A 24,639-nucleotide genomic window follows, 5' to 3' on the forward strand; every position below is an offset into this window, starting at 1 on the left:
CCGGGGGACGGATTTGGCGGCAATATCCCATAGCCTGGTGCCCCGGCGACCTCTATCCTGGCCATATCGGTCGGATGTCCCGGCCGCGTCGCCCCCTGGAGACCCGCCATGACCGCCAAGAACGACGACAAGCGGAACAAGCCCGACCAAGTTCCCGAGGAGACCCCCGACGGCAACGTGCCCGAGCAGCACGGCGGCGGAGGCCACGGCGGCGGGGAGATCAAGCCGCCCCCGGGCAGCGGCGGGACCGGCAGCGGCGGCTAGGCTTACTCGCCGATGATCTTCACCAGCACCCGCTTGCGGCGCCGGCCGTCGAATTCGCCGTAGAAGATCTGCTCCCACGGCCCGAAATCCAGCCGCCCATCGGTGACCGCGACCACCACCTCGCGGCCCATGACCTGGCGCTTGAGGTGGGCGTCGCCGTTGTCCTCGCCGGTGAGGTTGTGGCGGTAGCGGTCGATGGGGGCATGGGGGGCCAGGCCCTCGAGCCACTCCTCGTAGTCGTGGTGCAGGCCGGTCTCGTCGTCGTTGATGAAGACCGAGGCGGTGATGTGCATGGCGTTGACCAGGCAAAGCCCCTCGCGGATCCCACTCTCGGCCAGGCACGCCTCGATCCGGGGGGTGAGGTTGAGGAAGGCGCGGCGGGTGGGGATGTCCAGCCACAGTTCCTGGCGGTAACTCTGCATCGCGGACTCTCCTGCAACAGGGTTGCGATTGTGCCGGACGGATGTACCGTGTCCGACCATGATCCAGCACGACGGCATCGGACGGCGCGCCGGCCTGCTCCTGGCCGCGATCGCCCTGGCAACCACCGGTCTTCCGTATGGCGTGCACGTGTCGTGTGCCCACGCGGGCGAGGCCCACGGCCAGGCCGAACCCTGCCTGGTCTGCCTGCACCTGGAGGCCAACCCCACCGCGCCGGTGGCGGTGTGGTCGCCGCCCGCGCCGGCCATCGCCTGGTTGACCGCCCCGCCCGCCGCCTGCGAGCCGGGTTGGCAGACCCCGCCCGTCACCACGTGCCGCGCTCCTCCCGGAACACGCTTCGCTAGCATCTGACACCGATTTCTGTCACCCTAGCCCACGTGTTCCCGAGGAGGCAACCATGCATCCCGTCCGTATCCCGTGCGCCACGGCGCTGGTCCTGGCCATCCTGCTGCCCGCCCTGGCTGCCGCCCAGTCCAGCACCGCCACCGGCGTGTCCAGCAAGTTCAACCCCGCCATCAGCGTCAACACCCTGCTGCTCGGTCGCGTGGCCGACCAGAGCACCGATCCCTCGGTCAACGGCGTCGACATCCAGGAGGCCGAGGTCCAGTTCACCGCCATCGTCGATCCGTTCTGGAAGGCCAACCTGGTCTTCGCCGTCCACCCGCAGCACGGCCACGACCACGCCGAGGAAGGCGAGGAGGCCCACGGCGGCTATGCCGGCGACCTCGAGGTGGCCTATGTCGACGGCACCGCGCTGCCCGGCGGGTTCGCGCTGCGCCTGGGCAAGGACTACCTGCCGTTCGGCAAGCACGTGCCGCTGCACACCCACCAGTTCCCGTTCGTCGACGCGCCGGTGGCCGTGCGCACCTTCCTGGGCGACCACTCGCTCAGCGAGGTCGGCGCCCGCGTCGCCCACGCCTTGCCCGCGCCCTGGTACCTGGACCTGTCGGCCTACGCGGTGGACGGCAAGTCCGCCATCTTCGCCGGCGATTCGCGCGACCTGGCCTACGGCGCCCGCCTGATCAACCTCTTCGACCTCTCCGAGTCGGCCACCCTCGAGGCCTCGGGCTCGTGGCTCCACGGCCCCCTATCGCCCAGCTACCTCCTGCTGCACGCCGAGGATCCCCTGCGCGGCGACCTCGACGTCTGGGGCGCCGACCTCACCTACAAGTGGGTCTCCGCCTCGCGCAGCCAGGGGCCCGCGCTGAACGTCACCGGAGAGATCATCATCCCGCGCCCCGCCGAGGGCGCCCAGGATCCGCTGGGCTGGTACGCGCTGGCCCAGTACCGCTTCGCGCGCACCTGGTGGCTCGGCGTGGGCATGGGCTGGCTCGACCGCGACCTGCCCGCCGAGGAGGAGGCAGGCGAGGAGGAGGCGGACGACCACGACCACGGCGGCCTCTGGTCTTGGCAGGAGGTCTACGAGTACAAGGCCAACCTCACCTGGACTCCCAGCGAGTTCTCGGCGGTCCGTCTCGAGGCCGCGCGCTACCTCGACCAGGTGGGCGACCAGGACGACTGGCTCGTCTCGCTGCAGGTCAACTTCACCATCGGGTCGCATCCGGCCCACCTCTACTAGGAGGACGCCATGACGCGCATCCTGACGATCCTGGCGCTCCTCGTCGTGGCGCTCTCCGCCGCGGCCGACCCCCTCGAGGTGGTCTGCACCGTCACCGATCTCGGCTGGCTCGCCGCCGAGGTGGGCGGCCCCGAGGTCAAGGTCACCGTGCTCTGCCCCGGCGAGCGCGACCCCCACTTCCTGCCCGCCAAGCCCTCGCTCGCGCGCAAGCTCGGCCGGGCCGACCTCCTCTGCTACAACGGCCTCGAGCTGGAGGTGGGCTGGCTGCCGGTGCTCCTGGACAAGGCCCGCAACCCGCGCCTGCGCCCCGGCCAGTCCGGCGATCTGGACTGCGCCCAGGCGCTGGACCGCATCCTCGAGGTGCCCACCGGACCGGTCGACCGGTCGCAGGGCGACGTCCACCCCGAGGGCAACCCCCACTACCTGCTGGACCCGCGCAACGGCGTGAAGGTGGCGCGGCTCATGGCCGAGCGCCTCGGCGAGCTGCGCCCCGCCGAGGCCGCCGCCTTCACCGCCCGCGCCGAGCGGTTCGCCGCCGACCTCGCCCCGCGCGTCGCGGCCTGGGCCGAGCTCGCCGGACCGGTGCGCGAGCGGCCGCTGGTGGTCTACACCAAGCAATGGGAGTACCTGGCCGACTGGCTCGGTCTCGAGCTGCTCGGCGCGGTGGAGCACCGTCCGGGCATCGAACCGTCGCCGCGCCACGTGGACGAGCTGATCGACCGGGCGCGCCAGGCCGGAGTGCGCGAGCTGGTGGCCGCGCCCTGGAACCACCTGGACGTGGCCGGGAAGGCGGCCGACCACATCCCGGCGGCGCTGGTGGTGCTGCCGGCGGCGGTGGATTCGCGACCGGGCGCGGAGACCTATTCCGCGATGTTCGACCTCATCCTGGCGGAGCTGCGTGCCGCCGCGGAGCAATAGCATGGGTGGATTCTTCGGCATGATGACGGCGCCGGTCGTGGTGGCCCTGGTCCTGGTGTTGATGCACGGCTACCTGGGCGGACACGTGGTCCGGCGCGGCGTGATCTTCGTGGATATCGCCCTGGCCCAGGTGGCCGCGTTCGGCGTGGCGCTCTCGCTCTTCTTCGGCGGCGAGGTGGGCAGCGACGTCTCCTGGTTCGCCGGCCTCGGCGCCACCTTCCTGGGCGCGCTGCTCATTGCGAGCACGCGCGCCCACCACCAGCGCATCCCCCAGGAGGCCTACATCGGCATCATCTATGCGGTGTTCTCGGCCGCCATGATCCTGGTGCTGACCCAGGTGCCCCACGGCGGCGAGGAGATCCGGCACCTGCTGGTGGGGTCGATCCTCTGGGTGACCTGGCCGCAGGTGATCAAGACGGCGCTGCTGTACGCGGTGCTCGGCGTGGTGCTCTGGCGCGCGCACGGACCGCTGACCGAGATCAGCGAGGATCCCGAGGCAGCCCGGGCGCGCGGTCGGAACCTGCGACGCTGGGACCTTCTGTTCTACATCGTCCTGGGCACGGTGGTGACCAGCAGCGTCCAGATCGCCGGCGTGCTTTTGGTGTTCACGCTGCTGGTGGTGCCCACGGTGATGGCCTGTCGCCGCGGCTGCGCGGGCGGGCTGCGGCACCTGGGCTTCGTGCTCATCGTCGGTGTGCTGGCGGTGGTGCTGGGGGCGGCGGCGAGCTACTGGCTGGATCTGCCGACGGGGGCGGCCATCGTCTGCGTGTTCGGGGTGCTGCTGGGGGGACAGGTCGTGGGGGAGGGGCTGTGGGGGCGTTAGACGCGGAGTGTTCGCTACCAGTTCCTTCTTCTGGTCAGGTCATGTAAATCCAGCGCGAGGATCGGACGATTTTCGCCGGCGTCGATGCGTCTTACCGGTGCCCATTCTTCTTAATTATGCCAATTATTGCCCTCTTTGCTGAAATCCTTAAATCAAGCCGTGCTAGACTTGCGTAACAGCTCACATCTTGGACCTCATTCAGGGCTCTTTCAACCGGGCAATCAGATCGCTGTCAGAGCCGCCTTGATATCGCTGCAACCACGATGATCGCGCTGCAAGGGTGCGATCCGCCTGCCAGCAAAACCATCCTTCTGTACGACATCCTTTGCGGGCGATCCAGGACGCATGCCGGGAGGTCGTATGATGGATTTCAAACCAATTGTCCTGTCACTGGCCATGCTGCTGGTCTCGTGCGCAGCGGCACAGGATTGCATCGATTATAGGGATTTTCCGCATCTGGTGGGGGGAGTGACGACACCTGGCATGACCCGTGGCCTCGAAATCTCAGGGAACTATGCCTATGTTGCAGACTACCTGATTGGCTTGCAGGTGATCGACATCGAGGATCCCGAGAACCCCGAGATCGTCAGCAGTGTAGACACGCCGGGCAATTCCCATTGCGTGGCTGTCTTGATGAACGAAGCTTACGTCGCCTGCGGAGTGGCCGGTCTCCAGATCATCGATATCACGGACCCTGAAGATCCCGAGATCGTCGGGAGCATGGATATGCCCGGGCCGGCCTATGGCGTGGCCGTGCAAGATGGTTACGCCTTTGTCGGGGCCAGCGCCAGCGGTGGTCTGGTCGTGGTTGATATCAGCAACCCCGAAGATCCCCAGATCATTGGCATGGTGGACACCCCAGGTGATGCTCACGGGGTGGCGCTCTCGGGCGATCACGCCTTCGTCGCGGATCTGGGGCAGGGACTGCAGGTGATCGCCATTTCCGACCCAGAGAATCCTCACCTCGAAGGGAGTATCAGCACCTCAGATAATGCCTGGGCAGTGGTGGTTCGCGATGACCTCGCCTACGTCGCGAACGGCTGTTCAGGTGTGCAGATATTCGATGTCACGGCACCTGGCGATCCTCTGCTCATCGGTGGTGTAGAAACTCCGGGCATCGTGCATGGAGTAGCCCTATGGGAGGACTACGCCATTGTTGCCGATGGCAACAATGGTCTGCTGTTCGTCGATATCTCGAATCCCGCAGATGCGCAGATCGTAGGCGGCTCATTGGTGGAGGGCAGCGCCTGGGAGGTGGCTCTCTCGGGCAACCATGCCTATGTCACGGGCAGCGGGACTGGTCTGCAAGTGATGGATGTCACGCATCCCGAGGATCCACAGTTTTCCGGCTGTATGGAGCTGTCTGACAGCGCTCATGATCTGAGCGTGGTGGACAGCTTGGCGTATATTGCGACCGCGTATGCCGGTTTGCAGATTCTGGACGTATCTGTTCCCGAAAATCCTGAATTCGTCTCCGCCGTTGATACGCCCGATCTTGCCCGAAGCGTGACCGTGTCCGGCAGTCATGCCTACGTCGCGGATTCTGCTTCTGGTCTCCAGATCGTCGACATATCCGATCCCTGGAATCCGCATATCGTGGGCGAGGTGGATACCCCGAGCCAGGCCTGGAACGTGGCCATAAGGGGGAGCTTCGCATACATCGCGGATGGTGGATTCGGCCTGCGCATCGTCCAGATATCCGATCCAGAAAGTCCGCTGCTTGCGAGCTGCATAGACCTGCCAGGCTACGCTAGGCGCGTGGTGATCGAGGACCATTTTGCCTACATCGCGGGAGCCTGGTTCGGATTGCACGTTGTCGACATCGAAGATCCCCACAATCCTACCCTGGTCAACACTCTGCAGACGCCGGGCATCGCCAGGGATCTGGCTATCTCCGACAGCTACGCTTTTGTCGCGGATGGCGAATCCGGCGTGCAGGTCGTTGATATCCATGTTCCGGAAAGCCCAGTTATCGTTGCCGGACTGGATATGATGAACGATGCCTGCGCGGTGGCCCTATCGGGGAGCTTTGCCTACGTCATGAATGGGGACGCTGGCATGTCAGTTCTGGATGTCCTGGACCCCCTCTACCCGCAATTCGTGGGTCATGTCGACACGCCGGGAGAGGGCCTCGGAGTGTTCATCAAGGATAACCAGGTCTGGATTGCAGACGGCTCAGGCGGCGTGCGTTTTCTACCCGTGCAGTGTGAGGGATCTGTGGTCATTGATGACGATTGGGACGGTGACGATCCTGTCGCGGGCCTGCCCCATGCTGGGCCACAGATCTCGGTCTACCCGAATCCCTTCAATCCCCGCACAACTGTGTCATTCACGCTTGAGAAACCAGGCCGGGCCCAGGTCAGCGTCATCGGCTTGAGCGGTCGCCAGGTGGCAATCCTGGCCGACCACACGTTTGATGCCGGTCGGCATGCTCTCGTCTGGAACGGGCGGAACGAGCGTGGACACACCATGCCGTCGGGGGTCTATTTCGTCCAGTTGGAAACTGATGAACGGGTGCAGTCAAGAAAGGTGATGTTGCTCCGCTAAACCTATCTCATGGTGATGAGCCCGCTGGCCATGGAGCCAACGGGCTCATCGTCGCCATAGCCGAATCTGGTCATTTGACCAGGGTCAGCTTCCTCACCTGACGCGATCCTCCGGCCTCGAGCACCGCCAGATACCCACCGGCCGCCACGCTCCGTCCCCGTCCGTCGCGACCATCCCACCGCACCTCATGCTCTCCCGCGGCCCACGGCCCCGCCGCCAGGATGGCCACGCGCCGTCCGCGCTGGTCGAAGATCGCCAGCTCCGCCGGCCCCGCCGTCGCCAGCCGGAAGCGCAGCGTGGTGGCGGGATTGAACGGGTTGGGCGCCGGCGGCAGGAGCGCGGTGGCCGGCGTGGGCACCTCGGCCGCGGTGGCGGTCAGTTCGGCCGTGGCGGTGGCCATGACCACCGGTGCGGCCCGGCCCTGCGCCACCCACGAATCGTGGAGCCGCTGGCCGAGGTCGTTGGTGTGGTTCTCGTCGCGGAGGAACTCGATGTACTCCTTCGAGGTGGACTGGTAGTAGAGGGTGACCTCGGCTGTGACCACGCCGTCGGGCACGGCGAAGCTGGCGAGATCGTGGTACTGGCCGTCGGCGTAGGCGTGGCCCACGGGGGCGCACTGGGCCGCGGCGAAGGCGGCGTTGGCGAAGCCGCGCGGCGGGATGCGGTTGTCCTTCCAGATGGTGTCGTTGAGCGCGAAGTGGAACGAGGGTCCCGCCGGCAGGCCCACCGCGGCGCCCAGCCGGTGGCTGATGCCGGGCTCGGCCTCGTAGATCACCGCGTCGTCGTCGTGGGTGAGGATGCCGGTGGCCGGGTCGTAGGCGCCCGACTCGTAGAGCATGGTGCCTGCACCGTCGAGGCCGCGGACGTGCAGCCAGATGCGCCGGCCCTCGGGGTAGCCCGAGGGTAGCTTGTGGCCGGTCTCGTTGGTGACGGTGACCAGGACGCTGGTCTGGCTGCCCGCCTGGACCAGCTCGGCCTCGAGGGTGGCCGCGCGCTGGAGCATGGAGATGGCGCGGGCCTTGCCGTCCTGGAGCGCGGCCGGGTCCACCTCGTCGGCGTTCCAATCGGGGAGGATGTCGGGCACGAAGTGGTTGCCGCCGGTGAAGTCGTGGAGCGCCAGGTCGGTGCGGCTGGGGCTGCCGGGCTCGCTGGCGCCGGCGCCGTGGACGTCGGGCATGTGGCAGTCCTGGCAGGTGGCGACCATGCCGTCGGGTCGGTTACCGGCGAACTGGGGCGCGTAGACGCCGCCGTTGGCGTAGGCGCTCAGGGTCCACTCGCTGTAGGTGCGCTCGATGGGGAACATGTTGCGCAGGTCGGCGTCGGGGTGGGGCGCATCGAGGTCGCCGGGGACGTAGGTGGCCGGATCGCCGGCCTGGACGAAGACCGGGTTGGAGACGTCGTGGCAGGTGCCGCAGAGCGCAGCCGCGCGGTGGAACGGCGAGGCGAGGAACTCGTGGCTCGACTCGGCGTCGTCGTAGGGCCCGCGGCGGATGGGGTCGGCATCGGTGACGAACATGCCGTTGGCCGTGGCGGCGGGCGGATTGGAGAGACCGGCGAGGATGGCCTCGTCGCGGGCGGGGCTCACGCCGTCGACGTAGTGCGGGTCGACCATGCGGTGGCAGAAATCGCACTGGACGCTCTGGCGGTCCTTGGCGGTCATCATGCCGCCGCTGGAGTCGTCGCTGCGGCCTTCCTGCCAGCCGCCGGGCGTGTGGCAGCGCAGGCAGAGGTCGCCCACGCCGGGGGCGTCCTGCTCGGCGATGGTCAGGGTGGCCAGGTAGACGGGGTCGCGCATGGCCTGGGCCATCATGCCGCCGACCCAGTTGTGGTAGGGCTCCACCTGGGCGTCGTAGCCGCCGTGGCAGGTGATGCAGGACACCGACGGGTCGTCGAGGATTCCGGCCTCCAGGGGCTGGGTGCCCGGCAGGTCGAAGTCGCGCAGGGTGGTGGGGACCAGACCGCCCGCGAACTGGTCGATGGTGAAGCCGTCGCTGTCGGCGGTGCCCACGTTGCCGGCGCCGTCACGCGCGGCCACGCGGATGGCGGTGGGGCCGGGGCGGTTGGGCACGAACCAGTCGTAGAGGCCGGTGTCGGGCAGGTTGCGCGCCACGGGTTTCCAGGTGGCACCGCCGTCGTAGCTGGCGAGGATCGCGATGCTGGCGATGCCCGCCGGGTCCTCGGCGAGCCAGGCCACGGTCTGCTGGGTGTTCGGTGCCAGGAGGAGGCCACCCGTGGGCTGGGTCACCGTGACCACGGGCGGGTCGAGGTCGGTGGCGCCGCCGGGGACGAGGTAGCCCTCCAGATCGGCGGGGTCGACCTCGAGCACCTGGTCGAGCTGGTCGGGGCGCAGGCCGGGGAAGGTGGGCGTGTTGGTGAAGTTCTGCAGGTCGGTGATCTCCACCAGGTTGGTGAAGCCATCGTTGTCCGAATCCTCGCCGGCGACCGCCTCGATGGCGGCCTGATCGTCACCGAGCTGTCCCAGCGCCACCTCCACGGCCAGACCGTAGGCGTTGCGCGGTCCGGCGCCGCCAAAGGCGAAATGGCACACGCCGCAGTGGCCCGGTGCGCTGGGCAGGTCGTCCAGGCGCGAACCCTCGGCCTGCGGATAGACCTGGAAGAAGGTGCGGCGGATGGGGTTGCGGGCCTGGGCGGTGGACAAGACGAGAGTGGTCACAGCGACCAGGACCAGCATGTGCAGCCTGAAGGCAGCACCCATGGCGGCACCTCCGGATCGGGTGGGGAACTCGCGATTTCGGGTGCGGACGACTCCAGTTATACCATTTTGATAGGAAGAATTGCAAGTATCACTGCCCATGGGTGATAAAAATGATACCTGAAGTCAAAAATATTCCGATAGGCGACAGGGATCCAGGGCCTGGTGTTTCCAGACTGGCCAGGCACCATGCAATGGTTTTACTATCAAATAGTCCCGCGACCACTCCGGTGAAAGGTTTTCCGGCATGCGCCTGCGCCTGATCATCGCCCTCCTGCTCCTGGTCCTGGCCAGCCTCTTCCTGGCCCGCCGCTGCACCCGCCCGTCCGAAACCGTGGAGGCGCCCCCCATGCCCGAACCCCGCCTCCTCGACGTCCACGACGTCACCCGCTACGCCGAGGGCCGCGCCGGCACCTTCCGCGTCCGCTCCACCCGCGACGTGCTGCCCGGCGGCCTGTCGGCGGCTATGGCGCCCCTGATGATCGACTGGAAGCACAGCGACGTCCGCACCGGCGGCGGCATCGTGGTGGGCAACCTGAACCACGGCGGCAACCCGCTCTCCGGCGTCACCGTCCTGCGGGCTGCGCGGCTCTATCCCGAGCAACTGACCGAGGTCCAGTTCATCACCGTGCCCCTGGGCGGCCACAAGGAGGTGGTTCACGGCCAGCTCCGCTTCCTCTTCGCTCCCGGCGGGATCGAACTGCTGGGCGACAATCCCGAGGCGGTGGGCGAGCCCGACCAGATCCAGGACCTCGTCCTGTCGTGGGAAGCGTGGCGCGCGCCCGGTGTCGACTACGACATCATGCGCGGCATGGATCCCACGGTCTACGAGCTCAGCATGCGCGGCTACAGCGGCCAGCAGCGTTTCCTCGAGGACACCCTGTCCCAGCGTCCCTGGACCGCATTCACCTTGAAGGTGCCGGGAGGCCAGGCCGGGCTCGCCGAGATCCTCCGCGTGAACCTGGCCATGGGCGACGGCGTGGCGCGGCAGGTCATCGGCCGCATGCTGACCGAGGCCGAGGAGACCTGGCGTGCCGCGGTCACCGATCCGACCCAGGAGGACCTGGACCTGGCCGAGGCCTGGCTCCGGCTCCAGGCCGGCATGGAGCAGGAGCTGGCGCGGCTCAAGGATTCCCGGATCAGGCTGGAGGGCGAGCAGACCGGCTACCAGTCGCTCATGCGGTCGTGTGCCACCATGGCGCTCTACTCGGTGGATGTGGCGGTGGCCCGCATGATGGAGCAGGGCGCACCGGCCGATGGCATGCGTCCCACGCGCATGCCGGAGCTCGAGTCCGATCCCCAGTGGTTGGTGGACCTCTCCACCGCGGGCTGGGGGCAGGTCCTGCTCAACGCGCCGCGGGCGCTCGGCTTCGTGCGCGCCCGGCCCTGGGTGATCCCCGGCAAGATCCCCGGCCTGCTCGACAAGGCCGGTCTGCTGGTGCACGAGGACGGCCAGCCGGTGAAGCGGTTCTACTCGCTGGCGACCACCACGCCCTGGGGACATCGTAACCAGCTGCTGATCCGCTGACATGCGCCGGAAGATCCGCAAACGACTGATCGTTCTGGTCCTCGCGGCCGTGCTGGTGGTGCTGCTGCTGATCCTCACCGGCCGTCTCGTGGTCCAGCCCGACCCCTGGATGCACGACACCCTCGAACGCGCCCTGCCCGCGGTGCTCATCCAGGTGGACACGGACTCCATGGCGGTGGCTCTGACCATCGACGACGCCCCGCACCCCGACGTCACACCGGGTATCCTGGCGGTGCTGCGCGCCCACCGGGCCCACGCCACCTTCTTCGTCATCGGGTCCCACGCCGAACAGCATCCCGAGCTGGTCGAGGCCATCCGCGCCGGCGGCCACGAGCTGGGCAACCACTTCTACCTCGACCGCCCCAGTATCGCCCTCGACGACGACGAGCTGGTGGCCATGCTCCTGAAGACCGACGCGCTGATCCGGCCCGCCGGCCCGCGCAAGTGGTGCCGGCCCGGGTCGGGCTGGATCGACCAGCGCATGATCGCGCTCTTGGCCGACCACGACTACCACCCCTGCCTGGCCAGCGTCTATCCGCTCGACCTGTCCACGCCCCCCTGGTTCAACCAGTGGCACTTCGTGGCCAACGCGCGCCCCGGCGCCATCCTCGTGCTCCACGACGGCGGCCCCAAGCGCGCGGGCACCATCGCCACGCTGGAGGCGGTGCTGCCCCGGCTGCAGGAGCGGGGTTTTCGGGTGGTGACGGTGTCGGAGCTGTGGGCGATGCGGCGGGGGGCAGCGCCCTGACAGAGCGGCCGCCCACGGGGGCGGCCGCTCTGTGGAGATCAGGATCAAGAGGCGCCTACTGCGTCCAGCGCGTCAGCCACCCCATCACTTCCTCGTGCCACTGGATCGAGTTCTGCGGCTTGAGCACCCAGTGGTTCTCGTCGGGGAAGTAGAGCAGCCGCGCCGGCACGCCCTGGCGTCGCAGCGCGGTGAACGCGCTCAGGCCCTGGGTGTCGACCACGCGGTAGTCCAGCGCGCCGTGCACCACCAGGGTGGGCACGTGCCAGTTCTGGACGTGGTTGATGGGGTTGTGCTTCTGGTAGGCGGCCTGGTCCTCCCACGGCCGGCCGTGCTCCCACTCGGGGAACCACAGCTCCTCGGTGTCGTAGTAGGCCATCTGCTCGCAGAGGTTGCCGTCGTGGCAGACGAAGGCCTTGAACCGCTTGCCGAACTCCTGGCCGTGCATCCAGTTGATCATGTAGCCGCCGTAGCTCGCGCCCGCGGCCACCACCCTGTCGCCGTCCATCCACGCGTAGCGCTCCAGCGCCGCGGCCAGGCCCTTCTCCAGGTCCTCGAGCGGACGATCGCCCCAGTGGCCGCTGATGCTGTCGGTGAATTCCTGGCCGTAGCCAGTGGAACCGTGGAAGTCCACGGCCACGGTGCAGAAGCCGGCGCCCACGTAGGCCTGCGGGTTCCAGCGGTAGTGGAAGTCGTTGCCGAAGCTGCCCTGGGGGCCGCCGTGCACCAGGAAGGCCACCGGCCAGGTGCGGCCCGCGGCGGCCGCGGCCTCGGTCCAGTCGTAGGGCTTGACCACGTAGGCGTACACGGTCTCGCCGTTCCAGCCGGTGAAGGTGAACTGCTCGGGCTCGCCCATCTGGCAGGCCGCGAGCGCCTCGTCGTTGAGGCCGGTGATCCGCTCCTCGCTCTTGCCGTTGGCCTTGACGGTGTGGATCTCGCTGGGCGAGCGCAGGTGGTGCTTGGTGTAGAGCAGGCGCTTACCCACCCAGGACACCGAGCCGTTGCTGCCGTCGCGCACCACCAGCTCGCTCTCGTTCTTGCGCACGTCGATGGCGAAGATCGACCCCTGGCCCAGGTAATCGGCGGTGACGTAGAGCGTGCGGCCCTTCTGGTCGAAGAGCAGCGAGTGGGGGCTGAGGGCGAGGTCGTCGAACGTCAGCTCGAGGCGGCGCGGGTCGCCGAGGTCTGGCCACGAGCGCAGCTCCACGTGGTAGCGGTCGGCCTCGAAGCCGGGGCGGTCCATGGCGAGCCAGGCCAGGGTCTCGCCGTCGGGTGAGAAGAGCGGGGTGGTGTCCCAGGCGGGATTGGCCTCGGTGAGGTTGCGCATCTCGCCCGAGCCGTCGGCCTTCACCGCGTAGATGTTCCAGTCGGTGCTCCAGGCGGGCTCGCTGCCGGGCAGGATCTTGGCGGTGAACAGGACCTCGCTGCCGTCGGGCGCCACCTGGACCTCCTCCATGCCGCCCCAGGGGCGGGTGGGGACGTCGGCGTCGAGGTCGGGCATGAGGTCGGTGAGCGCGCCGTCGGGCTTGAGCAGGAAGAGGTGGCTGCGCTTGCCGTCCTCCCAGGTGTCCCAGTGGCGGAACATGAGCTCGTCGTAGACCATGCCGGTGCGCGGGTCGGCGGCCAGTTCCTCGTCGCGGGCCACGGTCTCCTCGGGCGAGAGGCCCGGATAGACCTCCATGGCCACCAGGAAGCCGCCCAGCGCGGGGGCGTGCTCGAAGGCGGCGATGTCCAGCGGCGCGTCGGTGATCTGGGTGGCCTCGCCGCCGCCGGGGCTGATGGCCCAGATCTGGGCGCTGCCCGAACGCGTCGACAGGAAGTGAACGTCGCCGTTGCGGACGCACCAGCGGGGGTTCCACTCGCCGGCCTCGCTGCGGGTCAAGGGGCGCGCGTGCTCGCCGTCGGGCTCCACCAGCCAGAGGTCGGTGCGACCGCGGTTGGCCTCGAGGTCGGTCTCGCGGACGGTAAAGACCACGAGCTTGCCGTCGGGCGAGGCCTGGGGATCGCCGATGCGCTGCATGGCGAGCATGTCGTGGACCGAGAAGGGGTGCGGGTCGGCGGCCAGGACGAGGCTGGACAGCGACGCGGAAAGCACGAGCAGGAGCAGGAAGCGACGCAACACGACGGACCTCCGGGAAGGAGTGGGCAGGCTACGAATCCTGCCAATGATAGCCATTAGAGGGCTTCCGGGCGAGTTCGTGGGCGCTGAAAACTGTTTTGCCGCTCGCTCATCCGATATATGGTCCAGGGATCGACGTGCAGGAATCCCGTCCCGATCCCGTGAGAGGATGCCGATCCGATGCTTCACCGACGCCGCATCTGCCTGCTCCTGATGTGTCTGTTGCTGGCTGGACTGGCCACGGCCCAACAAACTGGCATGGTGCGCGTGGCCCTGATTCTCGATGGTCCCGGGCTCGACGGCGAATTCCTGGCGAAACACCTGCGGCTCGAACTGCGCAAGGTGCTGGTCAGCGACTACACCGTGACCATCGATCCCGACGAGAGCTTCCGCGGCGATTACACCCTCGCCGGCGCCGCGGCCGTGCTCGACCGCGCCCTGGCCGACCCCGGGGTCGATCTCGTGGTCTGTGCCGGCGCCCTGGGTTCGCTGGTGGCGACGCAGCGCCGGGACCTGCCGCGACCGGTGATCGCGGCGGCGACCCTGAGCGCGGAGGAGCAGGCGCTGCCGTTGACGCGCGACGGCACCAGCGGCGTCGCCAACCTCAACTACATCCTCGGCTCCGTTTCCTTCCTCGACGATGCCCGCGCCCTCACCAGCGTCGCGGGTGAGCTGGAGGAACTGGTGCTGCTGGGCAGCGACGCGTTCTTCCTGGCCTTGCCCGATTTCGAGCCCGGCGGCGACTACACCCTGCCCTCCGGAGAGCGTCTCCTCGTCCGGTCGGCGGGCCGGCGCGCGGAGACCGCGCTGGACAACCTGCCCGAGCGGGCCGACGGCGTCATGTTGCTGCCGCTGCCCGGCTACGACCTGACCGAGGTGGATGCCCTGCTCCAGGGATTGATCGACCGCAAGCTGCCCTCGGTGGCGCTGGTCGGCGAGTCGCTCGTCGAGCGTGGCGCGCTGGTGGGGACCACGAGCAAGGACTGGCTGGAGCGGCTGTCGCGACGGGTGGCGCTCAACGCGCGCCGGATCCTCGCCGGCCAGGACGCCGGCACGCTGCCGGTGGCCATCGAGCGGGAAGGCGCCCTCTACCTCAACATGGCGACCGCCCGCGCCATCGGCGTCTACCCGCCCTTCGCGGTGACGGTCGACGCCATCCTCATGGACCAGGAACGCGAAACCGGCCGCCAGCTCGACCTGTGGCAGGTCATGGACGAGGCCATGACCGAGAATCGCGATCTGGCCGCGTCGGCGGCGCGCCTGGAGGCGGATCGGGAGGAGCTGGCCATCGCCCGCGCCAGCCTGCTGCCCCAGATCGACCTCTCGGCCACCGGCACGATCCTCGACGAGGACCGGGCCCTGGCGGCCATGCGTCCTCCGGAGCGGTCGATCACCGCCGGGGCCGAGCTGAACCAGGTGATCTACTCGGAAGCGGCCTGGACCGCCTACACCGCGGAGAAACGCCTGCTCGAGCAGCGCGAGGCCGCGTACGAGCAGGACCGCCTCGACGTGGCCCTGAGCGCTGCCAACGCGTACTTCCAGGTCCTGCGCGCCAAGACCAGCGAACGGCTCCAGAAGGCGAATCTCCAGCTCAGCCGGCAGAACCTCGAGCGCGCCCGCGTGCGCGTCCAGCTCGGCGACGCCAACCGCAGCGAGGAGTATCGCTGGACCGCGAAGATCGCCAACGAGAAGGCCGAGCTCATCGCGTCCATCGCCGCGCGCAACGTGGCCGAGATGGAGCTCAACCGCACGCTGAACCAGCCGCTCGAGGAACCGATCCTGCTCTCCGAACCCGATCTCGACGCCCAGCTCTCGCTCATGCTCGATCCGCGCATCGCCCACTATCTCGGCGACGCCTGGCACCTGCGCCTGCTGCGCCGGTACGTGGCGGATTACGCCCGCCGGGTCTCGCCCGAACTGCTCCAGATCACCGCCGGGATCGGGGCCCAGGAACGCGTGCTCACCGGGCGGAAGCGGTCGTTCTTCCTGCCCGACATCGGCCTGAACCTGGGTTGGCGGACCTACCTCGAGGAGAAGGGCGCGGGCAGCGAAGGACGCCCGGACGGCTTCCCCGACGACGAGGAATGGAACGCCTCGCTGGCGGTGAGCCTGCCGCTGTTCCAGGGTGCGCGGCGATTCGCGGAGACCCGCCAGGCGGGCCAGGACCTCCTGACCCTGCGCCTGCAGTACCAGGCCACCGACGCGCGCATCGAGCAGCGGGTGCGCAGCGCCGTGCACCGCGCCAGCGCGTCCAAGGCGGCCATCGACCTCTCGCACGAGGCGTCGGTGGCCTCGCGCCAGAACTTCGAGCTGGTCTCCGACAGCTACAGTCGCGGCGCCATCGACCTGATCACCCTGCTCGACGCCCAGAACGCCTACCTCAACGCCGAACTCGCCGCCGCCGATGCGATCTACGGCTTCCTGCTCGATCTCATGGAGCTGGAACGGTCGGTGGGGCGCTTCACCTACTTCGCCACCATCCCGCAGCGAGAGGCCTGGCTGGCCGATCTCGAGGCCTGGTTCGCGACCCAGGAGAATTGATCATGTTTGCATCATCCAGACGCTGGATCCTGCCGCTGGTCTTTGTGCTCGTCTCCCTCGTGGCCGGTCTCGCCGGCTGCGGATCCGAGCAGGCCGAGATCACCGAACACCTGCGCCCCGTGCGCTGGGAGCAGGTCTACCAGACCGGCGGCGGGCGCACCCGCATCTTCGCCGGCGTGACCCGCGCCGGCCAGGAGATCGAGCTCAGCTTCAAGGTGGGCGGCACGGTGGAGAAGCTCGCCGTGTCGGTGGGCGCGCGCGTCGCGGCCGGCGATCTGATCGCCACGATCGACGACCGCGACTACCGCCTGGAGACCGAGGAGGCCGAGGCGGCGCTGCGCCGCGTGGAGGCCGAGCTGCGCAACGCCCGCGCCAGCTATCAGCGGGCCGAGGCGCTCTACGAGGCCAACAACGCCAGCCTCTCCGAGCTGGATGCGGCCAGGGCCGGCTTCGAGACCGCCCAGGCCAGCGTCCGTTCCGCCGAGAAGAACCTGCAGCTGGCCCGGCGCCGGCTGGGCTACACCAGCCTGACCGCTCCGGTGGCGGGAGCCATCGCCCGCCGTTCGGTGGAGGAGAACGAGAACGTCCAGGTGGGCCAGGAGGTGGCGTTGCTGACCGCGGGGAGTCGCGCCGAGGTGAAGATCTTCCTGCCGGGCCAGCTCATCGGCCAGCTCGCGGTGGGTGATGCCGCCACGGTCACGGTGAGCGCTTTGCCGGGGCAGGCCTTCCCTGCCCGGGTCACCGAGGTGGGCGTGGCCGCCACCGGCGGCGGCAACACCTTCCCGGTGATCGTGCGGCTCGAGGACGAGCACCAGGAGGTGCTCTCGGGCATGGCCGCCGAGGTGAGCCTGGTCTTCGGCGGCCGCGACCAGGAACCGCGTTTCCTGGTGCCGGCCTCCGCCGTGGGCCAGGACGACCATGGCCGCTACGCCTTCGTGGTGCGCGAGATCGCCGACGGCTTGGGCGTGGCCACCCGGGTGGCCGTGACCACCGGCGAGCTCACCAACCTGGGCCTCGAGGTGGTCGACGGTCTCAGCGACGGCGACTACCTGGTCACCGCCGGCGTGCATCGCATCATGGACGGGCAACGGGTCAAGGTCCCGCAGCAGTAGGAGTGGTCATGACCATCACCGAGGCGGCCATCCGCTACAACCGCGTGACCATCATGGCGCTCGTGGCGCTGGTCCTCGCCGGCGTGGGCGCCTTCCGCGAGCTGCCGCGCGCCGAGGATCCGGGCTTCGTCATCAAGGTGGCGCTGGTGACCACCTACCTGCCCGGAGCCAGCCCGGAGCGGGTGGAGGAGCTGGTCACCGACAAGATCGAGCGGGTGGTCCAGGAGATCCCCGAGCTCGACTTCGTCAACAGCGACTCGCGCACCGGCGTCTCGCTGGTGTTCGTCAACATCAAGTCCGAGTTCAAGGTCATGCGGCCGATCTGGGACAACCTGCGCCGCAAGGTCGACCGGGTCCGGGCCGACCTGCCCGGCGGCGTGGTGGGGCCCTTCGTGGACGACGAGTTCGGCGACGTCTTCCCGGTGATGATCTCGCTCACCGGCGACGGCTTTACCTACGCCGAGCTCAAGGACGTGGCCGACGAGGTGCGGGACGAGCTCCTGCGCATCGATTCGGTGGCCAAGGTCGTGCTCTACGGCGAGCAGGAGGAGCGGATCTTCGTCGAGTACGACAACGCCCGGCTCGCCGAGGTCGGCCTCTCGCCGTCGCAGCTCGAGCAGATCCTCGCCGGCCAGAACATCATCCTCTCGGGCGGGACGGTCACCGTCGGCGGCGAGGACATCGCCATCGAGCCGTCGGGATCGTTCGAATCGGTGGAGGAACTGCGGCGCACGCTCATCGAGGTGCCGGGCACCGGTTCGGTGCTCTACCTCGGCGACCTGGCCGATATCCACCGCGGGACGGTCGACCCGCCCGGCAGCCTCATGCACACCAGCGGCCAGCGCAGCCTGGGCCTGGCCGTCTCCATGATCGAGGGCGGCAACGTCACCGAGATGGGCCACCGGATCGCCGAGCTGCTCGACCGTCTACCGGCGGACTATCCCCACGGGATCGATTTCACCCCCACCATCTTCCAGCCCCGCTTCGTCGACCAGAAGGTGGACGACTTCGTCGAGAACCTGCTGCAGGCCATGGTCATCGTGCTGCTGGTCATGGTGCTGACGCTGGGACCGCGCACCGGGCTGGTGGTGGTGACGCTGATCCCCGTGACCATGGTGATCACGCTGCTGCTGATGACGTTCGTGGGCGTGGGCCTCAACCAGATCTCCATCGCCGCCCTGATCATCGCGCTGGGCATGCTGGTGGACAACGCCATCGTGATGAGCGAGTCGATCATGGTGCGGATGCAGCAGGGAATGGAGCGCCGGCAGGCCGCGGTGGATTCGGCGCGCGAGCTGATGATCCCGCTGCTGACCTCGTCGCTGACCACCTCGGCCGCGTTCATCCCCATGTACTTCTCGCCGTCCGACATGGGCGAGTACACCGGAGCGCTGTGGCAGGTGATCACCCTGAGCCTGCTGACGAGCTGGGCGCTGTCGCTGGTGATGATGCCCATGCTCTGCATGCTCTTCCTGAAGGTGAAGCAACGCCAGGCCACCGCGAGTGCCGAGAGCCGGTTCTACCGCGCCTACCGCGCCCTGCTCGTGGGCTTCCTGCGCTTCCGGCTGCTCAGCCTGGCCGGCGTGGTGGGCGTGTTCATGCTCGCGATCTGGGGACTCGGCTTCGTACCCAAGGTCTACATGCCCGAGAGCGACTCGGGGCGGTTGCTCGCGGCACTGGATCTCCCGCTGGGCACCTCGATCTACGAGACCCGCGACGCGCTGCGGCGGGTGGAGGGATTCCTGGCCGGGCACCTGGCCGGCGAGGGCGAAGACGCCCACGGCGTGGTGGACTGGACCGCCTACGTGGGCTCGTCGGGCGGTCCGCGCTACCGCCTGGCCTACGCCCCGGCCAACGAGGGCGCCGAGCACATCTCGCTCATCCTCAACACCACCGATGCCGCGTACCTCCATCACCTCATGCCCGAACTCGAGCGTTTCTGCACGGTCGAGTTTCCCGACATGACGCTCAACATGGAGATGGAATCGCTGGGCCCCGGCGGGGGCGACCCCGTGGCGTTCCGGCTCTACGGCCGCGATCCGGTGGCGCTCTTCGAGCGGGTCGAGGCGCTCAAGGCGCACATGACCCAGCTGCCCGGCACCTACAACATCGACGACGACTGGGGGCCGTGGACCAAGAAGCTCGTGATCCGCATCGACCAGGCCCGCGCCCGCCGCGCCGGCTTGACCAGCCAGGACGTGGCGGTCTCGCTCCAGTCCGGCATCAGCGGCATCGAGGTCACCGAGTACCGCGAGGGCGACAAGGTGATCCCGGTGGTGCTGCGCTCGGTGGCCGGCGACCGCCAGGACATCGGCAAGCTCGAGTCGCTCAACGTCTACGCCCAGGCCACCGGCCAGTCGGTGCCGCTGAAGCAGATCGCCGACGCCGACCTGGTCTGGGAGGCCTCCAAGATCCTGCGCCGCGACCGCCTGAAGGCCGTGACGGTCTCGTGCAACCTCGATCGAGGCGTCAACGCCTTCGCCACCACCCAGGCGTTGATCCCCTGGCTCGACGACCAGGCGGCAACCTGGCCCGCCGGCGCCTACTACGAGGTGGGCGGCGAGCTCGAGAGCAGCAACGAGGCCAACGAGGCGCTGTTCTCGCTGGTGCCGGTGGTGCTGGCCATCATGATCATCCTGCTGGTCATGCAGTTCAACAGCATCCGCCGCATGGGCATCATCATGCTCACCATCCCGCTCGGCCTGATCGGCGCCACCGTGGGCCTGCTCCTCGCGCGCTACAACTTCACCTTCTTCGCCATCCTGGGGATCTACTCGCTGGCGGGGATCATCATCAACAACGCCATCGTGCTCATCGACCGCATCCGCATCGAGATCGAGGAGAACGGCCTCGCCCCCGACCGCGCGGTGATCTCGGCGGCGCAGCAGCGGCTGCGGCCGATCCTGCTGACCACGACCACCACGGTGGGTGGCCTGCTACCGCTCTGGTTCTTCGGCGGGCCGCTGTGGGCGCCCATGGCGGTGACCATCATCTTCGGCCTGCTGTTCGCCACCCTGTTGACCCTGGGGGTGGTGCCGCTGCTGTACTCGCTGTTCTTCCGGGTCAGCTTCCGGGGGTTCCGGTGGTAGGCGCCGGCGGCTAGCGCTCGCCCGCCGGTCGTGGCTCCCCGCATCCGCGCAGCACCTCGCGGTCGTCCAGCACCACGAGCGCCGACCAGGTCCACTCCTTGTCGGCCATGGTGTCGGGGCAGGGCCCTGCGACGAGAAAGAGCTGCAGCGCGCGCGGACCGCTGCCCGTACGCCGACCGCTGAAGACCCAGACGCCCGGGGCGGCGAGGGGCGGCGGCGCGGCGAAGACCAGCGGTTCGGGCGCGCCGAGCCTGGTCATGGTCAGGATGCCGGGTGCGGTGGTCACCGACCAGAACGGTTCGTTGCCCGCGGTCCGGAAGGCGGGGACCGAGCCGGTGTCGGGTCCGCGCAGGACCAGCACGGACCGCACCGTCAGCAGGCTGTCGAAACCCGCCGCCAGGGCGGCCTCCGGCTGGCCGGAGACCACACCGGCGACCTCCGCCCAGAGCGACTGATACGGTTCGACGGCCAGGTCTCGGTACGCGGCGGTGAGGTCGCCGCCGGGATCGGCGAGCCAGAAGTCCCGGCCGGTCTCGGCGTCGCGGAAACTCCTCATCTCGTGGCCGAGAACGACCACGCCGCGGAACTGGCGGGCGCTGGGCGTGAAGACCACCGTGAGGGTGTCGGCGCGTCCTGGAAGCGCCGCCTGCTTTGTCTCGTCCCCGCCGCAACCGAGAAGCAGGCCGGCCGCCAGCAAGGGCAGGCAGAAAAGCGCGGGGCGCTTCACTTCTGCTCCGTGCTGTACAGGCTCACCAGGCGCGCCATCAGGATGCCGGTGAAGAGCACGCCGCTGATGGCCTCGAAGACCGCCAGCGACCGGGCCAGCGGCGTGACCGGCTGGATGTCGCCGTAGCCCAGGGTGGTCAGGGTGACGTAGCTGAAGTAGTAGAGGTGCTTCCAGACCGCCAGGTCAGGATCCCCGGCGAGCAGGAACGAACCGGGGGACAGGTTCTCGACCAGCATGTAGGCCAGGGTCCAAACCAGTCCGATGAGCAGGTAGCAGTTCACGGCCAGCAGCAGTGTCGAGGCTTCGACGCGGCGGGCGGTGAACAGCTCCCGGAGCATGAGCCAGAAGACGTAGAGGTAGAGCGCGACCGAAAAGACGGCCTGCAACCATTCCAAGGTCGCCAGATCCGGCAACAGCAGCGACAGCACCTCCGTGGCGATGCTCGCCAAGCCGAGGACACCGGCGATCAGGAGGTGGCGGCGCGTGGTGGCTGCCATGTAGATCAGCGCGCAGACCACGAACAGATGATTGACGGGGGTCATGATCGACCCGGTCTCGGCGGCCAGGGGCGCCATGAAGACCCGCAGGAAGAGGACCACCGTCAAGACGATGGCCGGGGCGAGCTGCCGCTTCTGCAGCCGGAGGACCTGATCCTCGCTGAGCCAGGCTAGGGGATTGAACATGGGGCGATCCTAGCGAGGATCGCCCCCACCGGCAAGCGGCAGAATCAGCGGGCCAGCGTGACGCGCTGCACGGTGGCGGGGCCGTCCGCGGCGCGGGCCTGCACCAGGTAGACCCCGCTGGGCAGGGCATGACCGCGTTGGTCCGCCCCGTCCCACTGCACGTGGCCGCGCTCGGCCACCACGGCGCCCCGCACGAGCTGGCGCACCAGGCGACCGCGCAGGTCGTACACCGCCAGGTCGAGCCGGCCGGCGGCCGGCAGTTCCCAGGCCACGTTGAGCCGCGGGTTGAAGGGGTTGGGCCAGGCGGCGAGCACCGGCGCCGCCACAGCCGGCGGCGGACCGTCGGGCGCCGCCGTGGCGACGTGGACCGCCTCCAGCGTGATGCCGTCGACGAGGAAGCCCGTGTCGTTGAGGCCCCCGTCCGACCCGAAGCGCAGCGCGTAATTCCAGGTCTCGGCGTCCAGTTGCGAGGTCAGATCGAGGAGCGCCACCTGCCAGCCGTCGGAATGGCCCGACCAGCCCGGGGTGTGGCCGAGGCCGCCGAGGAAGAGGTCGGTGTAGCCATCCACGGGATGGACCAGCGTGGCGTCGGTGGCGGGATCGAGGATCACCTGGACGCCGTCGAAGCCGGGCTCGGTGCCGGCCCAGTAGTGGAAGCTGAGGTAGAGCCGGTCGCCGTCGAAGTCGTCGGGCTGGTAGAACGGGCTCCAGAGCTGGTCCTCGGCGTCGTCGGGATAGTTCTCGCCGTCGAGGCCCACGCCCCAGCACCACTGGCCGTCGAAGGCCGCGCCGGGGCCCATGCCGGTGTCGGCGGGGCGGCCGCGCTGCCAGAGGCCGCCGAGCGCCTGGAAGCCCTCCTGATCGACCTCGAAGGTGTGGTCGGCCGCGGGCAGCACCACGGTGAACTCGAGGCGCGCCGGGCCCACCATCGGTTCGAGGTATCGGCCGCCGAAGCCGGGCACGCCGCCCGCGAGCAGGCGGTGCTCGTAGCCCTGGGGGACCGGAGCGAAGGCGAACGTTCCGTCGGCACCCGATTCCACCGCGCGCACCGGCTCGTCGATCAGCGTGAGCTGCGCGCCGGCCAGGGGGGCGAAGGCGGGGTCGTAGACCGTGCCCGTGACGATCTCCAGCGGCAGCGGCGCGAGCTCGGTGACCAGCGGGTTCTCGCCGCTGGTCACGGTGATCGTGGTGGTGAGCTCGCCGTGGAGATACGACGCGAAATGGAGCTGGTAATCGCCGGGCAAGAGGCCGAGGCGGTAGGTGCCGTCGGTGGAGGTGGTGGTCCGGGGCCCATCGGGCAGGACACGGACCGTGGCGCCGGCGATGGGGGCGCCGCCGGGCGTCTCGATCACCGTGCCCGCGATCATGCCGACTCCGGCCGAGGCCAGCGTCCAGGCTGCCGCGAGGTCGGGCCGCGGGCCGATCTGCTGGTCGCCGGCGACCGGGGTGCCGGTGGCGACGAGGATGCTGCGGGCCAGGTTGGCGTCCAGGCTGAATCCGAATTCAGCCTCGACCATGCCCTGCAGCGAGGCCACCGCGCCGGTGACGATGGGCGAGGCGCTGCTCGTGCCCGCGAAGAACGCGGTGTACCATGCGGTCTCGTCGCCGTCCTGCAGGTCGCCGTAGGCGCAGGTCACCACGTTCTGGCCCCAGCCGTTGAGGTCGACGCGCTGGCCGAAGTTGGTGAACCAGGCGGGCCAGAGATCCTCGCCGTCGGTGGCGCCGATCATGATGGCGCCGCTGTCGCGCACCTGGCGGTCGAACAGGTCGCCGTAGAGCGGGTCGTCCAGGTCCTGCTGGCCGTTGCCGGCGGCCTCGACCACGATGACGCCCAGGTCGGTGATGGCGCGGATGGCGTCGAAGTTGTCCTGCCAGAACTCCATGGGCAGGTAGCCGAACTGGCTGCCGCTGTCGTCGCTGTTGGGGCCGGGGGCGTGCAGCTCGATGAGGATCAGGTCGCCCGGTTCGAGGTTGGCCGCGGCGTTGATCAGCGCCTCGGACACCGACTGGGTGGCGATGCCGCTGTTACCCACCTGGCATTCGGGCACGATGCCCTCCACGCCGTACTCGTTGTCGATGCCGCGCATCTCGCCCATCACCGCGGTGCCGTGGTTGCGCCAGCTGAGGTCGTCGAAGTGTCCGCCCAGGTCGAGGAACGGCTCGGGCAGGTCCTCGTGGGCCCAGAGCCAGGCGCCCTCCACGTCGACGATGCGGACGGTGGCGCCGCGCGCGCCCGGGTTGGCCCAGACCTGGCGGGCGCCGATGCCGCCGGGGGCCGCATCGAGGTAGCCCTGCTGGTCGGTGAAGTCGGGGGTGGGCAGCGGCGTGCCCGCGCCGGCGGCGATCGGCTGCGGGCCGGCGCCGGTGAAGGCGTCGAAGCCCAGGGCGGCCGGCACGGCACGCGGCTCGAGGAACGCGGTCTCCACCGCGGGGTCGGCGGCGAGGCGCGCGGCCAGGCGGACCAGCTCGTCGCGGCTCGCGCCCGGCGGAGTGAATTGCGCGTAGCGGGCGAGGTCGGCCAGCCGCGGCGACGGGCGGCGGCTCTTGCTCGCGAGAGCCGCCAGGCTGGTCGCGGTCAGGCGGGGGGAAAGGTCCCGGCCGGCGAGGCGGGAGATACGGGCCTGGTCGGCGGTGGTGGCGGCGGGCATGAACTTCAGGACCACGGTGCCGGTGGGCGCGGCGGTCTGCAGCGTGGGCAGGTCGCCGGCGCGGCTGGCGGCGACCAGCAGGATCACGGCGAGCACGAAGAGCAGGGGGCGCAGGAAACGCGGCATGGCAACCGTCCCGGATGGTGGCCAGGAACGTGGTCG

At 69.0% G+C, this 24,639-nt stretch carries 17 protein-coding genes; 11 read left to right on the forward strand and 6 right to left on the reverse strand.

The genetic code is table 11. The features are described from left to right. Positions 1 to 108: 108 nt before the first annotated feature. On the forward strand, positions 109 to 264 hold the full coding sequence (locus IFSED24_RS00850; RefSeq protein ID WP_491333335.1) for a hypothetical protein: 156 nt from the start codon (positions 109 to 111) through the stop codon (positions 262 to 264). A 2-nt stretch (positions 265 to 266) separates the two neighbouring features. Here the strand turns inward: IFSED24_RS00850 and IFSED24_RS00855 are convergent, their stop codons facing one another. After that, positions 267 to 686, reverse strand: coding sequence for a secondary thiamine-phosphate synthase enzyme YjbQ (locus tag IFSED24_RS00855; RefSeq protein ID WP_491333336.1), 420 nt, complete (start codon positions 684 to 686; stop codon positions 267 to 269). A gap of 58 nt (positions 687 to 744) precedes the next feature. On the opposite strand from IFSED24_RS00855, the gene IFSED24_RS00860 reads away from it, so the two are divergent. The 5 genes from IFSED24_RS00860 (at position 745) to IFSED24_RS00880 (ending at position 6,572) form a co-directional block, all read left to right on the forward strand. After that, the gene (locus IFSED24_RS00860; RefSeq protein ID WP_491333337.1) at positions 745 to 1,056 is read left to right on the forward strand and encodes a hypothetical protein; all 312 of its coding nucleotides are present in this window, start codon (positions 745 to 747) and stop codon (positions 1,054 to 1,056) included. A 46-nt stretch (positions 1,057 to 1,102) separates the two neighbouring features. Further along, positions 1,103 to 2,284: a hypothetical protein gene (locus IFSED24_RS00865; protein ID WP_491333338.1), complete on the forward strand. Its 1,182-nt coding sequence runs from the start codon at positions 1,103 to 1,105 to the stop codon at positions 2,282 to 2,284. Between the two features lie 9 nt (positions 2,285 to 2,293). Continuing rightward, entirely contained in the window at positions 2,294 to 3,202 is a 909-nt protein-coding gene (locus IFSED24_RS00870) for a metal ABC transporter substrate-binding protein (RefSeq protein WP_491333339.1), read from the forward strand. Between the two features lies 1 nt (position 3,203). Beyond that, complete coding sequence (locus IFSED24_RS00875) at positions 3,204 to 4,025, forward strand: metal ABC transporter permease (protein ID WP_491333340.1); 822 nt, start codon at positions 3,204 to 3,206, stop codon at positions 4,023 to 4,025. Between the two features lie 363 nt (positions 4,026 to 4,388). Further along, complete coding sequence (locus IFSED24_RS00880; protein ID WP_491333341.1) at positions 4,389 to 6,572, forward strand: T9SS type A sorting domain-containing protein; 2,184 nt, start codon at positions 4,389 to 4,391, stop codon at positions 6,570 to 6,572. A 70-nt stretch (positions 6,573 to 6,642) separates the two neighbouring features. Here the strand turns inward: IFSED24_RS00880 and IFSED24_RS00885 are convergent, their stop codons facing one another. Beyond that, positions 6,643 to 9,288, reverse strand: a complete 2,646-nt coding sequence (locus IFSED24_RS00885; RefSeq protein ID WP_491333342.1) for a FlgD immunoglobulin-like domain containing protein — start codon at positions 9,286 to 9,288, stop codon at positions 6,643 to 6,645. 244 nt (positions 9,289 to 9,532) lie between these two features. Here IFSED24_RS00885 and IFSED24_RS00890 point away from each other — a divergent pair, with 244 nt between their 5' ends. Together IFSED24_RS00890 and IFSED24_RS00895 are read left to right on the forward strand one after the other, a co-directional pair. Continuing rightward, positions 9,533 to 10,813: a hypothetical protein gene (locus tag IFSED24_RS00890; protein WP_491333343.1), complete on the forward strand. Its 1,281-nt coding sequence runs from the start codon at positions 9,533 to 9,535 to the stop codon at positions 10,811 to 10,813. A 1-nt stretch (position 10,814) separates the two neighbouring features. Next, on the forward strand, positions 10,815 to 11,561 hold the full coding sequence (locus IFSED24_RS00895) for a polysaccharide deacetylase family protein (RefSeq protein ID WP_491333344.1): 747 nt from the start codon (positions 10,815 to 10,817) through the stop codon (positions 11,559 to 11,561). Between the two features lie 55 nt (positions 11,562 to 11,616). On the opposite strand, the gene IFSED24_RS00900 is transcribed toward IFSED24_RS00895, so the two are convergent. Then, entirely contained in the window at positions 11,617 to 13,680 is a 2,064-nt protein-coding gene (locus tag IFSED24_RS00900) for a S9 family peptidase (protein WP_491333345.1), read from the reverse strand. A 177-nt stretch (positions 13,681 to 13,857) separates the two neighbouring features. Here IFSED24_RS00900 and IFSED24_RS00905 point away from each other — a divergent pair, with 177 nt between their 5' ends. The 3 genes from IFSED24_RS00905 to IFSED24_RS00915 are packed head-to-tail and all read left to right on the forward strand — an operon-like array spanning position 13,858 to position 20,419. After that, complete coding sequence (locus tag IFSED24_RS00905) at positions 13,858 to 16,218, forward strand: TolC family protein (protein WP_491333346.1); 2,361 nt, start codon at positions 13,858 to 13,860, stop codon at positions 16,216 to 16,218. Between the two features lie 2 nt (positions 16,219 to 16,220). Further along, the gene (locus IFSED24_RS00910) at positions 16,221 to 17,330 is read left to right on the forward strand and encodes an efflux RND transporter periplasmic adaptor subunit (RefSeq protein WP_491333347.1); all 1,110 of its coding nucleotides are present in this window, start codon (positions 16,221 to 16,223) and stop codon (positions 17,328 to 17,330) included. A gap of 8 nt (positions 17,331 to 17,338) precedes the next feature. Then, positions 17,339 to 20,419 (forward strand): efflux RND transporter permease subunit, encoded by a 3,081-nt coding sequence (locus tag IFSED24_RS00915; RefSeq protein ID WP_491333348.1) that lies wholly within the window; start codon positions 17,339 to 17,341, stop codon positions 20,417 to 20,419. A 10-nt stretch (positions 20,420 to 20,429) separates the two neighbouring features. Here the strand turns inward: IFSED24_RS00915 and IFSED24_RS00920 are convergent, their stop codons facing one another. Genes IFSED24_RS00920 through IFSED24_RS00930 form a run of 3 tightly spaced genes read right to left on the reverse strand, consistent with a single transcriptional unit; the run spans position 20,430 to position 24,603 of the window. Continuing rightward, positions 20,430 to 21,146: a COG3650 family protein gene (locus IFSED24_RS00920; RefSeq protein WP_491333349.1), complete on the reverse strand. Its 717-nt coding sequence runs from the start codon at positions 21,144 to 21,146 to the stop codon at positions 20,430 to 20,432. Further along, positions 21,143 to 21,829 (reverse strand): potassium channel family protein, encoded by a 687-nt coding sequence (locus IFSED24_RS00925; protein WP_491333350.1) that lies wholly within the window; start codon positions 21,827 to 21,829, stop codon positions 21,143 to 21,145. Before IFSED24_RS00925 ends, IFSED24_RS00920 begins: the two co-directional genes overlap by 4 nt. Before the next feature lie 44 nt (positions 21,830 to 21,873). Further along, positions 21,874 to 24,603, reverse strand: a complete 2,730-nt coding sequence (locus IFSED24_RS00930; protein ID WP_491333351.1) for a carboxypeptidase regulatory-like domain-containing protein — start codon at positions 24,601 to 24,603, stop codon at positions 21,874 to 21,876. Positions 24,604 to 24,639 lie beyond the last annotated feature (36 nt).

Source organism: Candidatus Latescibacter sp. IFSED24 (genome assembly GCF_058273205.1).

Excerpts from the sequence above, each read along its gene's own strand:
- IFSED24_RS00925 (WP_491333350.1), bottom strand. The coding sequence starts at position 21,829 with ATGTTCAATCCCCTAGCCTGGCTCAGCGAGGATCAGGTCCTCCGGCTG.
- IFSED24_RS00865 (WP_491333338.1), top strand. The coding sequence starts at position 1,103 with ATGCATCCCGTCCGTATCCCGTGCGCCACGGCGCTGGTCCTGGCCATC.
- IFSED24_RS00890 (WP_491333343.1), top strand. The coding sequence starts at position 9,533 with ATGCGCCTGCGCCTGATCATCGCCCTCCTGCTCCTGGTCCTGGCCAGC.
- IFSED24_RS00895 (WP_491333344.1), top strand. The coding sequence starts at position 10,815 with ATGCGCCGGAAGATCCGCAAACGACTGATCGTTCTGGTCCTCGCGGCC.
- IFSED24_RS00855 (WP_491333336.1), bottom strand. The coding sequence starts at position 686 with ATGCAGAGTTACCGCCAGGAACTGTGGCTGGACATCCCCACCCGCCGC.
- IFSED24_RS00910 (WP_491333347.1), top strand. The coding sequence starts at position 16,221 with ATGTTTGCATCATCCAGACGCTGGATCCTGCCGCTGGTCTTTGTGCTC.
- IFSED24_RS00905 (WP_491333346.1), top strand. The coding sequence starts at position 13,858 with ATGCTTCACCGACGCCGCATCTGCCTGCTCCTGATGTGTCTGTTGCTG.
- IFSED24_RS00915 (WP_491333348.1), top strand. The coding sequence starts at position 17,339 with ATGACCATCACCGAGGCGGCCATCCGCTACAACCGCGTGACCATCATG.
- IFSED24_RS00875 (WP_491333340.1), top strand. The coding sequence starts at position 3,204 with ATGGGTGGATTCTTCGGCATGATGACGGCGCCGGTCGTGGTGGCCCTG.
- IFSED24_RS00870 (WP_491333339.1), top strand. The coding sequence starts at position 2,294 with ATGACGCGCATCCTGACGATCCTGGCGCTCCTCGTCGTGGCGCTCTCC.
- IFSED24_RS00880 (WP_491333341.1), top strand. The coding sequence starts at position 4,389 with ATGGATTTCAAACCAATTGTCCTGTCACTGGCCATGCTGCTGGTCTCG.
- IFSED24_RS00860 (WP_491333337.1), top strand. The coding sequence starts at position 745 with ATGATCCAGCACGACGGCATCGGACGGCGCGCCGGCCTGCTCCTGGCC.
- IFSED24_RS00850 (WP_491333335.1), top strand. The coding sequence starts at position 109 with ATGACCGCCAAGAACGACGACAAGCGGAACAAGCCCGACCAAGTTCCC.
- IFSED24_RS00885 (WP_491333342.1), bottom strand. The coding sequence starts at position 9,288 with ATGGGTGCTGCCTTCAGGCTGCACATGCTGGTCCTGGTCGCTGTGACC.
- IFSED24_RS00930 (WP_491333351.1), bottom strand. The coding sequence starts at position 24,603 with ATGCCGCGTTTCCTGCGCCCCCTGCTCTTCGTGCTCGCCGTGATCCTG.